Genomic DNA, 14,055 nt, shown 5'->3' with positions numbered 1-14,055 from the left:
ACCTCAAATACATTTAAAGTAATCAAAGGGTTCCCGGCAGCTGTCGCAGCGATATAGCGCTTTGCAAGCCGTGGAACCGAATTCGCTAATCAGCGAGGTATGGCGGCTGGCGCAGCGCGGGCAGACCACCTCCTCCGGCATATGGGCATGGCAGGCATGACCCTGCGGCGGACTGATGCCGTACTGGCGCAGACGTTCACGCGCCTCCGGCCCCATCCAGTCAGTAGTCCACGGCGGGTCCAGCTGCAGCACGATATGCACCGGCGCGTAGCCGTTTTCCGTCATTGCCGCGCGGATTTCTCCCAACAGATGTTCGGTCGCCGGGCAGCCCGAGTAGGTTGGCGTAAAGCCAATCACCCAGCCATCGCCGCGGCGATCCACGCTGCGCACCATGCCGAGGTCGGTAATCGTCAACACCGGAACTTCCGGGTCGGGAATGGCGCTTAATACCTCCCAGACGGCGTGGATCTCCGGGAGAGCGATATCAACCAGACGTTGCATAACCACCTCCTGCTACCACTGCTGGCCGGGATACGCGCGCTGTAAATACTGCATCTCCGCCAGCAGCGGCCCGAGATGCTCGCTGTGCAGCCCCTGTTTACCGCCGCTGCGGAAGGCCGCTTCTTGCGGGATCTGTAAACCGGAGTCGATCAGCGCCGTATGTACCGCACTCTGCCATTCGCCCTGCAGTTCGCGTGGGTCGACGGCGATGCCCTGCGCGCTCAGCTCAATCTCCAGCTCATCGGCCTGGAACAGCTCGCCGGTAAAGCGCCACAGATTATCGACTGCGCTTTGCATTCTCTGCGCCGAAAGCGCCGTGCCGTTGCCCAGGCGCTCCAGCCAGCCACGGCTAAAGCGCTGGTGGTAGCGCACTTCTTTTAACGCTTTGGCGGCGATGGCGGCGAGCTGCGTATCGCGACTGCCGACCAGGCGGCTGAACAGCGCTACGTGCCAGACATCGATAAAAAACTGGCGAGCAAGGGTGTCGGCAAAGTTGCCGTTGGGCTGCTCCGCCAGCAGCAAATTGCGAAACTGACGCTCGTCGCGGCCAAAGGCCAGGGTGTCTTCATCGCCGCTGCCAGCCAGTTCAGCGGCATAGCTGAGGAAATTGCGCGCCTGCCCCAGCAGGTCGAGACCGATATTGGCCAGCGCCAGATCGATCTCCAGCTCCGGCGCATGTCCGCACCACTCGCCCAGACGCTGGGCCAGCACCAGGCCGTTATCGCCGAGGCGCAGAGCATAAGCTGCAACGGGATTATCGTTTTTCATCGTCGCCTCACATATGTTCCATGCCGTCGGGCACGGTGTAGAAGGTGGGATGGCGATAGACTTTGCTCTCCGCCGGATCGAAAAATTCACCGCGCTCTTCAGGCTGCGAGGCAACGATTTCGCTGGCCTTCACCACCCAAATCGAACAGCCTTCGCTGCGGCGGGTATAGGCATCGCGGGCGTTTTCCAGCGCCATCTGGTCATCGGCGGCGTGCAGACTGCCGACGTGGCGGTGTGACAGTCCCTGTTTGCTGCGAACGAACACTTCATATAAAGGCCAATAGTTATTGCTCATCTTTCTTCTCCTTATGCGGCGTCGCGAGCCTGCTGTTTTTGCGCATGCGCCAGCGCGGCTTCCCGCACCCATGCGCCCTCTTCCCACGCCTTGCGTTTAGCGGCCAGACGTTCGTGGTTGCAGATCCCGCGTCCGGCAATGACCTCGTTAAATTCCTGCCAGTCGATGGCGCCAAAGCGGTAGTGGCCGGTGGCTTCATCCCGCTGTAAATCCGGGTCGGGTACGGTCATGCCGAGGATTTCCACCTGCGGAATGGTGTTATCGACAAAGCGCTGGCGCAGCTCATCGTTGGAGTGACGCTTGATTTTCCACGCCATGCTGCGGGCGCTGTTTGGCGAGTTATCGTCGTTCGGACCGAACATCATCAGCGCCGGCCACCAGAAACGGTTGATGGCGTCCTGCAGCATCTGCCGCTGCGCGTCGCTACCCTGCGCCAGCGCCATGCAGGCTTCGAATCCCTGGCGCTGATGAAAGCTCTCCTCTTTGCAGATCTTGACCATCGCCCGGGCATAGGGTCCGTAGGAGGTACGGCACAGCGCCACCTGATTGACGATGGCCGCGCCGTCCACCAGCCAGCCGATTACGCCGATGTCCGCCCAGCTCAGGGTCGGGTAGTTGAAGATGGAGGAGTACTTCATCTTGCCGTCGAGCATCTTCTGATACAGATCTTCGCGGGCGCAGCCGAGGGTTTCCGCGGCGCTGTAGAGATACAGACCGTGCCCGGCTTCATCCTGCACTTTCGCCAGCAGAATCGCTTTGCGGCGCAGGGTTGGCGCGCGAGTTATCCAGTTGCCCTCCGGCAGCATGCCGACGATTTCCGAATGCGCGTGCTGACCAATCTGGCGGATCAGCGTTTTGCGGTAGGCTTCCGGCATCCAGTCCTGCGGTTCGATGGCCGTCTCCTGCGCGATGCGCTGGTCAAAGCGTTGTTCTTCTGTCACGTCATCACCTTTTATGATTCCAATAAATTCGACTATAAATAATTTTCGAATCACTTTGTTTTATAAAAGTTACATTCAGGTTAAATAAAACCACAAATTTTGTTTGTTCTTTTTGTGATAGCTACCGCAAAAGCATTTGTAAACCCCATAAATAACAATAGATTAAGTGATCAAAGCAGATCGCCACCGATCACAATGTTAATAAATTATTAAATACAGGCTTGCTTTTTATGATTCACCAAAGAACTATTTATAGATATTTCACGTAACACATCTGGAGATGAAACATGCAGCAGTTAGCCAGCTACTTGTCCGGCACGTGGCAGACCGGCCGGGGCCATGCGCGCACTATCCATCACGCCATCAGCGGCGAAGCGCTATGGGAAGTCACCAGCGAGGGTCTGGATATGGCGCAGGCGCGACGCTTCGCGATTGAGCGCGGCGGCAAAGCGCTGGAGGCGATGACCTTTATTGAGCGCAGCGCAATGCTGAAGGCGGTCGCCAGATATTTGCTGGAGCAGAAGGCGGCGTTGTATACAATCTCTGCCGAAACCGGCGCTACCCGTGCCGACAGCTGGGTGGATATCGAAGGGGGCATTGGCACCCTTTTCACCTACGCCAGCCTTGGCAGCCGCGAGCTGCCGGACGATACCCTGTGGCCGGAAGATGAGCTGATTCCGCTATCAAAACAGGGAGGCTTCGCCGCCCGCCACGTGCTGACCTCGAAGTCCGGCGTGGCAGTGCATATCAACGCTTTTAACTTTCCCTGCTGGGGCATGCTGGAAAAGCTGGCGCCCACCTGGCTTGCCGGGATGCCCGCCATCATCAAACCGGCTACCGCTACCGCGCAGCTGACTCAGGCGATGGTTAAAATGATTGTCGATAGCGGACTGATGCCGGTGGGCGCAATCAGCCTGATCTGCGGTGGCGCGGGCGATCTGCTCGACCATCTCGATAGCCAGGATGTTGTCACCTTTACCGGCTCGGCCCATACCGGACAGCAGCTGCGGGTGCATCCCAACCTGGTCGCGAAGTCCATTCCCTTCACCATGGAAGCGGATTCGCTAAACTGTTGCGTACTCGGTGACGACGTCACGCCGGAGCAGCCGGAGTTCGCGCTGTTCATTCGCGAAGTGGTACGAGAAATGACGGCGAAGGCCGGGCAAAAGTGCACCGCCATCCGCCGTATTATCGTGCCGCAGGCACAGGTTAAAGCGGTGAGCGACGCGCTGGTTGCGCGCCTGCAAAAAGTGGCGTTCGGTGACCCGGCGCAGGAAGGCGTTAAGATGGGCGCGTTGGTCAACCACGAACAGCGTCAGGACGTACAGGATAATGTAAACCGTCTGATCGAAGCGGGATGTGAAGTGTTGCTGGGTGGTCGCGCGGATCTCAACGCCGCGGGCGCATTCTTCCCGCCGACGCTGCTGTTCTGCCCACAGCCGGATGAGACCCCGGCGGTACACGCCATTGAAGCGTTCGGCCCCGTGGCTACTCTGATGCCCTATCAGAGCGTCGAGCATGCGATGGCCCTGGCGCGGGCCGGTGAAGGTAGCCTGGCAGGCACGCTGGTCACCGCCAGCGGAAAACTGGCGCGCGCGTTTATTCTCGGCGCCGCCCGCGCCCACGGGCGTATTCAGATACTGAACGAAGAGTCTTCCGCAGAGTCCACCGGCCACGGCTCCCCGCTGCCGCAGCTGGTACACGGCGGTCCGGGGCGCGCCGGCGGCGGTGAAGAGCTGGGCGGCCTGCGGGCGGTGAAGCACTATATGCAGCGCACCGCGATTCAGGGTAGCCCAACGATGCTCGCCGCTATCGGCCAGCAGTGGGTGCGCGGCGCGCAGGTGGTGGAAGACCGCATTCACCCGTTCCGCAAATATTTCGAGGAGATCCAGCCGGGCGACAGCCTGTTGACTCCGCGCCGCACGCTGACCGAGGCGGATATCGTCAACTTCGCCTGCCTGAGCGGCGATCACTTTTACGCCCATATGGATAAGATTGCCGCGGCGGAGTCGATTTTCGGCGAACGCGTGGTGCACGGCTACTTCCTGATTTCCGCCGCTGCCGGGCTGTTTGTTGACGCCGGGGTCGGCCCGGTGATCGCCAACTACGGGATGGAGAATCTGCGCTTCATCGAGCCGGTGAAGCCGGGCGATACCATCCAGGTACGCCTGACCTGCAAGCGTAAAACGGTGAAACGTCAGCGCAACGCTGAAGAGAAAGCGACCGGCGTCGTTGAGTGGGCGGTAGAGATTTTTAATCAGCACCAGCAGGCGGTCGCCCTCTACTCCATTCTGACCCTGGTGGCCCGCCAGCAGGGGGATTTTGCCGGGTAAATATTAGAAATTCTCCCATCTTTATCGCCATCTTCATGCCTCTGCGGAGGCATTTTTTATAACTGGCAAAACTGACAAACAACCTGGCAAAAGCAGGCAAACGCCCCGGCGCTGACCGCTGTTAGCTTAACGATAGACAAGCCGACATTCGCAGCGGCACTGCACAACACAACAATAAGGTGAGGTCACAATGGCGATTCTTTCCCCCCGCAAGACGGCTCTGGCGCTGGCTGTCGCCCTGTTTTGCGCCTGGCAAGGCCCGGCGTTCGCCCACGGCGGCGAAGCGCATATGGTCCCGATGGATAAAACCCTGCAGGATTTTGGCGCGGACGTTCAGTGGGATGACTACGCGCAGATGTTTACCCTGATTAAAGACGGCGCTTACGTAAAGGTAAAACCAGGGGCGAAAACGGCCATCGTCAATGGTAAAACCCTGGAGCTGCAGGTGCCGGTAGTGATGAAAGACGGCAAAGCATGGGTTTCTGACACCTTCATCAACGATGTCTTCCAGTCCGGTCTCGATCAGACCTTTCAGGTGGAAAAACGCCCGCATCCGCTGAATTCGCTGTCAGCGGCGGAAATCAGCGCAGCGGTCGCTATCGTTAAAGCCGCTGCGGATTTCAAACCTAATACTCGCTTTAGCGAAGTCTCCCTGCGCGAGCCCGATAAAGCCGCCGTCTGGGCCTTTGCTCTTCAGGACACACCGGTCGACGCCCCTCGCGCTGCCGACGTGATTATGCTCGATGGCAAGCACGTCATTGAAGCCGTAGTCGATCTCCGGAATAAGAAGGTCCTCTCATGGACGCCGATTAAAGAGGCCCACGGCATGGTACTGCTGGACGATTTCGCTAGCGTGCAGAACATCATCAACGCCAGCAGCGAATTTGCCGAAGTGTTAAAAAAACACGGCATCGACGACCCGAGCAAGGTGATTACCACCCCGCTAACCGTCGGCTACTTCGACGGCAAAGATGGCCTCAAACAGGATGCGCGGCTGCTGAAAGTGGTGAGCTATCTTGACGTTGGCGACGGTAACTACTGGGCGCATCCGATTGAAAATCTGGTCGCGGTAGTCGACCTCGAACAGAAGAAGATTATTAAAATTGAAGAAGGTCCGACGATCCCGGTACCGATGGCAGCCCGCCCCTATGACGGGCGCGACCGCGTGGCACCGAAGGTTAAACCCCTCGATATCATCGAGCCGGAAGGCAAAAACTACACCATTACCGGCGATATGATCCACTGGCAAAACTGGGATTTCCACCTGCGCATGAACTCCCGCGTTGGGCCGATTCTCTCCACCGTGACATATAACGATAACGGCAAGAAACGTCAGGTGATGTACGAAGGATCGCTCGGTGGAATGATCGTGCCCTACGGCGACCCGGACGTGGGCTGGTACTTTAAGGCCTATCTCGATTCCGGCGACTACGGCATGGGCACCCTGACCTCACCTATCGTCCGCGGTAAAGACGCGCCGTCCAACGCGGTCCTGCTGGATGAAACCATCGCCGACTATACCGGCACACCCACTACCATTCCGCGCGCGATCGCTATTTTCGAACGCTACGCCGGGCCGGAGTATAAACATCAAGAGATGGGCAAGCCGAACGTCAGTACCGAGCGCCGCGAACTGGTGGTGCGCTGGATCAGTACCGTCGGCAACTACGACTATATCTTTGACTGGGTATTCCACGAAAACGGCACAATCGGCATTGACGCCGGAGCCACCGGCATCGAAGCGGTCAAAGGCGTGAAAGCGAAGACTATGCATGACCCGAGCGCCAAAGAGGACACCCGCTACGGCACGCTGATTGACCATAATATTGTCGGCACCACCCACCAGCATATTTATAACTTCCGCCTCGATCTTGACGTTGACGGAGAGAACAACACGCTGGTGGCCATGGACCCGGAAGTGAAGCCGAATACCGCCGGCGGCCCGCGCAGCAGCACCATGCAGATCAATCAGTACACGATTGATAGCGAGCAGAAAGCGGCGCAGAAATTTGACCCGGGCACCATCCGTCTGCTAAGCAATACCACCAGGGAAAACCGGATGGGTAATCCGGTGTCGTATCAGATTATCCCTTACGCGGGCGGCACGCATCCGGTCGCTACCGGGGCAAAATTTGCCCCTGATGAGTGGATTTACCATCGCCTGAGCTTTATGGATAAACAGCTGTGGGTCACCCGCTATCATCCGACCGAACGCTTCCCGGAAGGTAAGTACCCTAACCGTTCAATTCACGACACCGGCCTCGGCCAGTACGCGAAAGATGATGAATCCCTGGACAACCACGATGATGTCGTGTGGATCACTACCGGTACCACCCACGTGGCCCGCGCCGAGGAGTGGCCGATTATGCCGACCGAGTGGGCGCATGCGCTGCTGAAACCGTGGAACTTCTTTGACGAGACGCCGACGCTTGGCGAGAAGAAGGAGTAAGGTGGCTTAGACGCTAAACGGCGATAAAACCAGGGTCTGGGGCTATCGCCGTTCTCAGCTTATTCAGAAGAATGCCCTGCCGCTCCGCTCTCGTGAGCTCATTAAGGGACGGCACCATAATCAGCCCGGCAGCTTTAATGCGGGAGTGAATTAGCCCGGGCGGCTAAGGGCCGGGGCGAACGGTGGCAGCCGTAAACGATATTGAGCGAGTTCGCCGCAAACGCCGCATTTCATCGCCAGGCTTTATCAATGCTCAAACCGTTAAATGGGTTAAGTGAAGTCCCTAAGGTTCATTTACGAACTTATCGGCTTCAGGAGAATAGCGCTGATAAACGCATGCCAGCTTATGCCCGTCAGGATCGCGCAGATAAGCAACATAAAAGTCGGGTCCGTATGCGGGGCGTGTACCTGGCTCGCCTTCACTCTCCCCTCCCGCAAGGAGACCTGCTGCATGGAATCGTCTGACAATGTCAGCATTGTCTGCATGAAATGCGAACATTGTCCCGTTTCCCGCCGTTGCGGGATGGCGGTCAAAAGGAGGACAGATGCAGAAGTTGAATACCTCATCCGGATTATTTTCATCTCCCCACATTGCCCAGCTTTCTGTCCAGGCAGGCAATCGCGAGTAGCCAAGAACCTTAAAAATAGCGTCATAAAAGTCCACGGCGCGCTGAAAGTTATTTGTACCTATAGTGATATAAGCCAGCATCTTATTGCATCCTCTTTGCCCTTTTCCCGAACATATAGTACAGCACATTAAGAATACATTTTACCCGCACAACCATAACGCGGGAGTTCATGGATGCTGGTGGGCGGCCTGGTGCCAGAAGCCGAAGTTTATACTCTGAAAGCTAAACGCTGTGGAGAGACATTAAGAGAGTAAGAAGGTCGATTCTATTAATGAAAAAAGCCTGCATTCAATAAGTTAAGTGATTGTGATTCAAAAGATCATAAGAGGCGCATCAAGTCGTCACAACTTCACGCGCCTCTTAAGGGAATGACACTATTCGGACTCACCAAAACCAGCAGCAAAGGCAGATTTTAATTCATCCATAAAGGCCAGTTCATCCTGTCCATCACAAATGAGGTCAATCATCGTATTTCCTTTTACACCGGCACCCAGAATGCTCATCATTCCTTTAATGGGGATTTCTTTGTCATTATTAACCAGTATCAATGAAGACTGGTATTTTTTGACGATCCGGGCCAGGCTTGCAGCGGGTCGGGCATGTAATCCGGTACTGTTCATGACGCGTACTTTTTGTCTAATCATGTCCGATCCTTAACACGCTTTGCGAAATGCAGGGTGCAGTTTATTCATCATCTGAATTTTAGAATACACATCATCTTCAACCGCCTGTTTTGCATTTGCCATTACGCGAGCAAGATTAGCCTCGTTATTATTGTTCACCCAGGCTTTTCCGACTGTAGTAATAAAGGCTTTGCGCAAATCGCTCGCAATATTAACCTTTGCCACTTTATAATTAACAAAGCTACGAAGAATCTCTTCATCAATACCAGAGCCGCCGTGGATAACCAGGGGGACCGGGCAAACGGAAGCAATGCGTTGCAGTAGCGGGATATCGATGCGTGGGATATCTTCCAGTCCGTGGACATTGCCGATTGACACTGCCAGCATGTCACACCCTGTTTCTTCAACGAAGCGCTGGACTTTCTCGGGTTCGGTTTTGCAGTCAGCCTCGCTAACGTGATCGTCTTCTTTACCCAGAATAGCGCCAAGTTCCGCTTCAACGGGTACGCCAAATGATTTACAGAAATCAACCGCCTCTCTTGTAAAAGCAATATTTTCTTCAAACGGTAAAGCCGCGCCATCAATCATTACTGAGGTAAACCCGGCTCTTACCGCCTGCTTAACATCTGCCAGGGTTTTACCATGGTCCAGATGCAGGCTCACCGGGACATCCATTTTGTCAGCATACCGTTTAACAATTTCGTAAATGTAATCGTAACCGGAAAGCTGCGCATTAGTTGGCGCAATCTGAATAAAATTAGGTAACCCCGAGCGTTCTATTGCATTAAGAATAGAAATTGTCGTCTCCAGGTTTGTTGTATTAAATGCACCAGCCAGCACATGCTTTTCCTGAATGCAATTGAGCAGGATCCTACCATTAACTAAAGGCATATTAACTCCAGATATCTATATTGAAAGTGTAAAGAAATTATCGAACTACTGAGCTATTACCCTCCTCACCAATAAATACTCCTTCCTGCATTAATTTAAATCGGTAAAAGGCTAGCCATTGCTGCTGATATTTTTGCAACTTCTCCGACCGTATTACGTCAGGAATATAGCGCCCGGCCACAGGAACAGAGGGAGGGTCAATCTCCGGGCAGGCTATCAATAATGCCCCAACGGATACGGCTTCATCAAAAGCAATGGCCTCAATGGGGCATTGAAGGATGTCAGCCTTCAACTGGAGCCAGTACGGGTTTCTCACCGCAGGGCCTATTACTTTTACACTCCTGCCAGCCTGGATGTTAAAGCACTCATAACAGAGAGAAAATTCCATCGCCAGACCGATAAAGACACTCTCAAGCAGAGTTGCTGGCGAAAGTGAATCCGTCAGACCAAAAATCAGACCGCGCGTGTGCCGATTTTTATTTGGCGAACCAGACCCCCGCAAATGAGGAATGAACACGGGAATGTCTTCGGCAGACCAGGAAGGCTGGACATAGCGCTCGCGTGCTTTTTCCAGGCCTGTTTGAATTTCCTCATCCGTCAAACGAAACGTTTTTCTCACCCATTCAAGCGCATAACCGCCAACAGGAAGTGATGCAAAAAGCGTGAAAAATTCAGCATCGGAATAACAGCCGTTTGCCAGTTTATCCCTCCGTGACTGGTCACTGAGTGTTGGCTGAGTATCCAGCAGCAAAATACCCTCTGTCGTCCCGGTAGAATTCAACACCTCACCGGGTTGCATCTGTAATGCCCGGGCTCCGACCATATGATCGTGTCCCGCAATCGTGATTTTGACTTCATGAGAGAATCCAAGCTCTTGTCTGAGCGTGGCGGTCATCCAACCCGCGACTTCACCCGGCTTTATCAATGGTGCCAGCGCATCAAATGGTATACCGAGGATCCCGGCAGCTTTACGAGACCAGGTCTGTCGACTGACATCCAGGCACAACGTTCTGCTAGCCATTGAGACTTCCGTCTTTTTCTCACCCGTCATTCTCCACAGCAGTACTTCAGGTGCATGTAACCAGCAAATATCTCTTCGTTCATGTAATGAGTAGTTATCAAGCAACCATTTCATTTTGAAGGCTGAATAATTGCTGTGAGGCGGAAGTCCTGTAATAGCGTACAGCTCTTCAGCCTCTGATTTGCTTAACGAAGACAGATAAGATTCACCACGACGATCGTACCAGGCCAGCATCGGGGTAAGAATGTCACCGTGCTCATCAACGAAAACACCAGACTCACCGAAACTCGCAATACTGATATCTTTCACCGGGAAAGGTGCAGAAGCTACCAGTTCAGCCATTACCTGCCGCAGGGCCTGCCACAGCGCTTCGATATCGAAATCTACCCCGCCTTTCTCCGACGCCCTGGTAGGTGTAGGAAATTTGCGGACATCCAAAACTGACGCGTCATGACAGGAATAACAGCTGACTTTGCAGTTAGTTGTGCCAATATCGATGACAAGCGCGGCGCGGTAATCAGGCATAGACAGTTCCTTTTGTCAGACGAAAGATAGCGTAAATAATCAGAGCAATTACCGGGACCAGCCCAATAGCAATCATATTTCCGTTAAATATCTCAAGCAGCCAGTAACGGAAAGGGTTGCCACCATCCAGGAAGCTTGATACCTGACCACTTGATCCTTCGGCCATTTTGAAATTAACGTCTTTAGCCATACCGGTAATAAATGGCGCAATTTTAGTCGCAATCCACAGGTCGGCGATGATCACCGGAATCGCGGTAATCACTGCCCGGAAAATATTACCTCGACAAGCCAGGACAATCATTGAAGCCATGACAGCCAGATTTGCCAGATCGCCAAGCGGCAAGACTTTATTGCCGGGAAGGAGAAATGCAATAAAGACAGAGATGGGGGTCAGGATCAGGGCCGTGGAGATAATAGCTGGATTACCGACTGCTACTGCGATATCCAGACCAATAAAGAGATCATCGCGACCGGGGTATTTTGCATTCAGATATTTCTTGATAGCCTCTGACAGCGGTAATAAACCTTCCATCAAGATACGGACCATGCGCGGGAGAATAAACATAACGCCACCAATGCTGATACCCAGCAGCAGGATATGTTTAAAATCGTAACCGGCAATAATACCCAGCGAGATACCCAGAATTGTCCCCACCATCATCGGTTCACCAAAGATTCCGAGCCTTTTCTGCACACTTTCCGGATCGATATGAATACGGTTAAGACCAGGGATTTTGTCGATAATTTTGTCAAACAATAGCCCAATCGGGAAGAAGACGACAGATGACAGAGTGGGAAGCGAAATGCCTTCCAGACCAAAGTACTTAGCGACTAATGGCGCTGACCAGTCCGCAACTTTGAGCACGACTATCGCAGCAATAGCAGCGGCAGAGAGCCCTAACACAAAACTCCCCGTGCTGTAGTAAACCAGCGTTCCGGCAAGAGCAAAATGCCAGTAGTTCCACATGTCAACATCGACAGTGCGTGTCTTGTTCAGAGCCAACATGGCGACGTTAATGAGCATAGTCAGCGGGATAACAAAGGGAGCGATCGGCGAACCCCATGTAATCGCAGCCAGCGGTGGCCAGCCTAAATCGACCACTGGAAGACTGATACCGGTACGCTCAACCATTGCCTGCGCAGCCGGACCCACATTGCTGGTGAGAATGTCAAAGATGGCATAAATCCCGACAAAACCAATTCCGACAATTAACGATGAACGAAGTGCTTTTGCTGGTTTTACCTTAAAGAACAATGCCAGGAAGAACAGCACCAGCGGTAATAAAACCGTAGGGCCAAACCCCAGGACATATTGCACAACGGTATAGAGGGTGTGTGCTATATCATTCATATCCGACCTCTTGATTCAGATGTAACCAGACCTCGCGTTAGCGCCTGGATAATTTATCTTGTTTTATATTTATGAAATCAGGCCTGGCCTTTAAGAATTGAAATTATTTTTTCCAGTACTTTATCCTCACCTATTCCGGTAATAATTGGCAGACCACTAACAACCGGGATATCCAGTTCATAAGGCACTTTTGTTGTTGATACCACTAAAGCTGCACCATCAGTATTATTTGGGAGAGAGGCGACATTAGTTTGTGAGTAATTAACATCAAGCCCATTCTCTTTACAATATTCCATTACCTTTTCTGCCACGGCTGTGGAAGTAGCAACACCCGTTGCACAAACAAACAGTATCATTTGACTCATAACTCACCTCTTTCAGATAATCGTATGTAAATTGATTGATAAATTTCATCATCATTCATGACCAGCAACTGCTGCATAAAATCCCCATCCTGAATGACATCCATAATCCAGCCCAGGATATTGAGCTGCTTGTTGCTTTCACCTAATGCAAGCATGAATATTACCCTGACTGGAACAGGTTCTGGCTCTCCGCCCATATCTTCGAAATTGACGCATTCTGCCAATATCCCAATACTGATCGCATTCTGACGAACATGTTGGTGATCGGTATGGGGAATAGCGACACCCACAGGTTCAACAGCCAGACCTGTTGGAAAACTTTTTTCCCGCTCAATAACGTGATCGGCAAAATCAGACACGACCATACCATCGTTAATGAGTGGACTGGCGAGAGTCCTGATAATGTCCTGTTGGCTGACCTCCTTTGGAAGGTGTCGCACGTAATGACGACGAAAATTAATATCCTGCATAATTCCCTCTTTACTAGTTAGCATCCCGGCGCTGCAATATGGTGCCAAGATAATATTTATTGCCTTTTAGCCAGACGTTTCCAAACTCAACGGGCAATCCTCTGGAGAAAAACACTAACTGTTCTAAATGTAAAACAGGCGCATCTTCACCAATATCCAGAAAATGTCCTCGTTCATTACCAATGAGTCTGGCAGCGTAACGACTTTCAGAGAAACTTATTTTCTTTTGAGATAATCGCTCAATCGTTGGAAATAAATTTTCCCTGGTAAAATCCACATCCACAATACCGGGACAAAGCTCAATGTTGATACGATTTTCAATCAACATCACTTTTTCATCACCAATAGAGCGAAGGCGTTCAAGAAACAGAATATCCTGCCCCGGGTGAATTCCGAGCTTTTCAGCCACGAAACGATTGGCTGGTTCCAGCCGGGAAGTAATAACGCTGGTGGTGAAGTTTATTTTCTGGCTTGCCAGGGCTTCTGCAAAAGAGAGCAAACCTTCACCCAGCGGATAAGCAACATTTTCCTTTTTCACAAAGGTGCCTTTACCCTGAACTTGCACAAGGACACCTTCTCTTACCAGTTGGTCCACCGCTTTCTTAACGGTACCGCGACTCACCTCAAGCATATCCATGATTTGAAACTCTGAAGGTATGCGGTCATCCTCAACAAGTTCCCCGCTATAGATACTTTCTCTTATCCACTCCACAACCTGCTGATAAAGCGGAATTTGTGAACTTTTTATTAATGTTTTCATGGTGCGCACCTGAACATTTAGAGTTGTCCATGGACAATCATGTACAACTTCGAGTTTATGATAGGGATTTTTTAGATGGGAGGTATGGCAGAGAGTCACAATTTTGGAGCTCTAATCAGGATCATTTTTATGT

At 52.7% G+C, this 14,055-nt stretch carries 14 protein-coding genes; 2 read left to right on the top strand and 12 right to left on the bottom strand.

The features are described 5' to 3' along the window. Positions 1 to 3: 3 nt before the first annotated feature. Genes paaD through paaA form a run of 4 tightly spaced genes read right to left on the bottom strand, consistent with a single transcriptional unit; the run spans position 4 to position 2,505 of the window. Entirely contained in the window at positions 4 to 501 is a 498-nt protein-coding gene (gene paaD, locus ACSIPU_RS00555; RefSeq protein ID WP_196558101.1) for a 1,2-phenylacetyl-CoA epoxidase subunit PaaD, read from the bottom strand. A gap of 12 nt (positions 502 to 513) precedes the next feature. Next, positions 514 to 1,269 carry a 1,2-phenylacetyl-CoA epoxidase subunit PaaC gene (paaC, locus tag ACSIPU_RS00550; RefSeq protein ID WP_004101680.1) on the bottom strand — a complete coding sequence of 252 codons (756 nt, stop codon included), beginning with the start codon at positions 1,267 to 1,269 and terminating at the stop codon, positions 514 to 516. Between the two features lie 7 nt (positions 1,270 to 1,276). Continuing rightward, positions 1,277 to 1,564: a 1,2-phenylacetyl-CoA epoxidase subunit PaaB gene (gene paaB, locus ACSIPU_RS00545; protein ID WP_004101679.1), complete on the bottom strand. Its 288-nt coding sequence runs from the start codon at positions 1,562 to 1,564 to the stop codon at positions 1,277 to 1,279. An 11-nt stretch (positions 1,565 to 1,575) separates the two neighbouring features. After that, complete coding sequence (gene paaA / locus ACSIPU_RS00540; protein ID WP_004101678.1) at positions 1,576 to 2,505, bottom strand: 1,2-phenylacetyl-CoA epoxidase subunit PaaA; 930 nt, start codon at positions 2,503 to 2,505, stop codon at positions 1,576 to 1,578. A 287-nt stretch (positions 2,506 to 2,792) separates the two neighbouring features. On the opposite strand from paaA, the gene paaZ reads away from it, so the two are divergent. Both paaZ and tynA read left to right on the top strand, forming a co-directional pair. Further along, complete coding sequence (gene paaZ / locus ACSIPU_RS00535) at positions 2,793 to 4,838, top strand: phenylacetic acid degradation bifunctional protein PaaZ (RefSeq protein WP_196558100.1); 2,046 nt, start codon at positions 2,793 to 2,795, stop codon at positions 4,836 to 4,838. Between the two features lie 190 nt (positions 4,839 to 5,028). Continuing rightward, complete coding sequence (gene tynA / locus ACSIPU_RS00530) at positions 5,029 to 7,287, top strand: primary-amine oxidase (RefSeq protein ID WP_032728156.1); 2,259 nt, start codon at positions 5,029 to 5,031, stop codon at positions 7,285 to 7,287. A gap of 283 nt (positions 7,288 to 7,570) precedes the next feature. Here the strand turns inward: tynA and ACSIPU_RS00525 are convergent, their stop codons facing one another. The 8 genes from ACSIPU_RS00525 to ACSIPU_RS00490 all read right to left on the bottom strand — a co-directional run bounded on the left by ACSIPU_RS00525 (position 7,571) and on the right by ACSIPU_RS00490 (position 13,922). After that, positions 7,571 to 7,996 (bottom strand): VOC family protein, encoded by a 426-nt coding sequence (locus ACSIPU_RS00525; RefSeq protein WP_004112669.1) that lies wholly within the window; start codon positions 7,994 to 7,996, stop codon positions 7,571 to 7,573. 294 nt (positions 7,997 to 8,290) lie between these two features. Beyond that, a complete protein-coding gene (locus tag ACSIPU_RS00520; RefSeq protein ID WP_004101670.1) occupies positions 8,291 to 8,560 on the bottom strand; it encodes an HPr family phosphocarrier protein in 270 nt (89 codons plus the stop codon). A gap of 9 nt (positions 8,561 to 8,569) precedes the next feature. Further along, on the bottom strand, positions 8,570 to 9,430 hold the full coding sequence (locus ACSIPU_RS00515; protein ID WP_004101668.1) for a class II aldolase: 861 nt from the start codon (positions 9,428 to 9,430) through the stop codon (positions 8,570 to 8,572). A gap of 37 nt (positions 9,431 to 9,467) precedes the next feature. Beyond that, complete coding sequence (locus ACSIPU_RS00510; protein ID WP_032728155.1) at positions 9,468 to 10,976, bottom strand: FGGY-family carbohydrate kinase; 1,509 nt, start codon at positions 10,974 to 10,976, stop codon at positions 9,468 to 9,470. Beyond that, positions 10,969 to 12,327, bottom strand: coding sequence for a PTS galactitol transporter subunit IIC (locus ACSIPU_RS00505; RefSeq protein ID WP_196558099.1), 1,359 nt, complete (start codon positions 12,325 to 12,327; stop codon positions 10,969 to 10,971). Before ACSIPU_RS00505 ends, ACSIPU_RS00510 begins: the two co-directional genes overlap by 8 nt. A gap of 77 nt (positions 12,328 to 12,404) precedes the next feature. Beyond that, on the bottom strand, positions 12,405 to 12,692 hold the full coding sequence (locus ACSIPU_RS00500; protein WP_004101661.1) for a PTS sugar transporter subunit IIB: 288 nt from the start codon (positions 12,690 to 12,692) through the stop codon (positions 12,405 to 12,407). Further along, entirely contained in the window at positions 12,689 to 13,162 is a 474-nt protein-coding gene (locus ACSIPU_RS00495) for a PTS sugar transporter subunit IIA (protein ID WP_023320866.1), read from the bottom strand. Before ACSIPU_RS00495 ends, ACSIPU_RS00500 begins: the two co-directional genes overlap by 4 nt. A gap of 13 nt (positions 13,163 to 13,175) precedes the next feature. Next, the gene (locus ACSIPU_RS00490) at positions 13,176 to 13,922 is read right to left on the bottom strand and encodes a GntR family transcriptional regulator (RefSeq protein ID WP_004101657.1); all 747 of its coding nucleotides are present in this window, start codon (positions 13,920 to 13,922) and stop codon (positions 13,176 to 13,178) included. Between the last annotated feature and the right edge of the window lie 133 nt (positions 13,923 to 14,055).

Source organism: Klebsiella sp. HN106 (assembly GCF_051209435.1).
Lineage (GTDB): Bacteria > Pseudomonadota > Gammaproteobacteria > Enterobacterales > Enterobacteriaceae > Klebsiella > Klebsiella oxytoca.
Note: the sequence above shows the minus strand (reverse complement) of the source record. Positions and strands in the feature narration are given on the sequence as shown.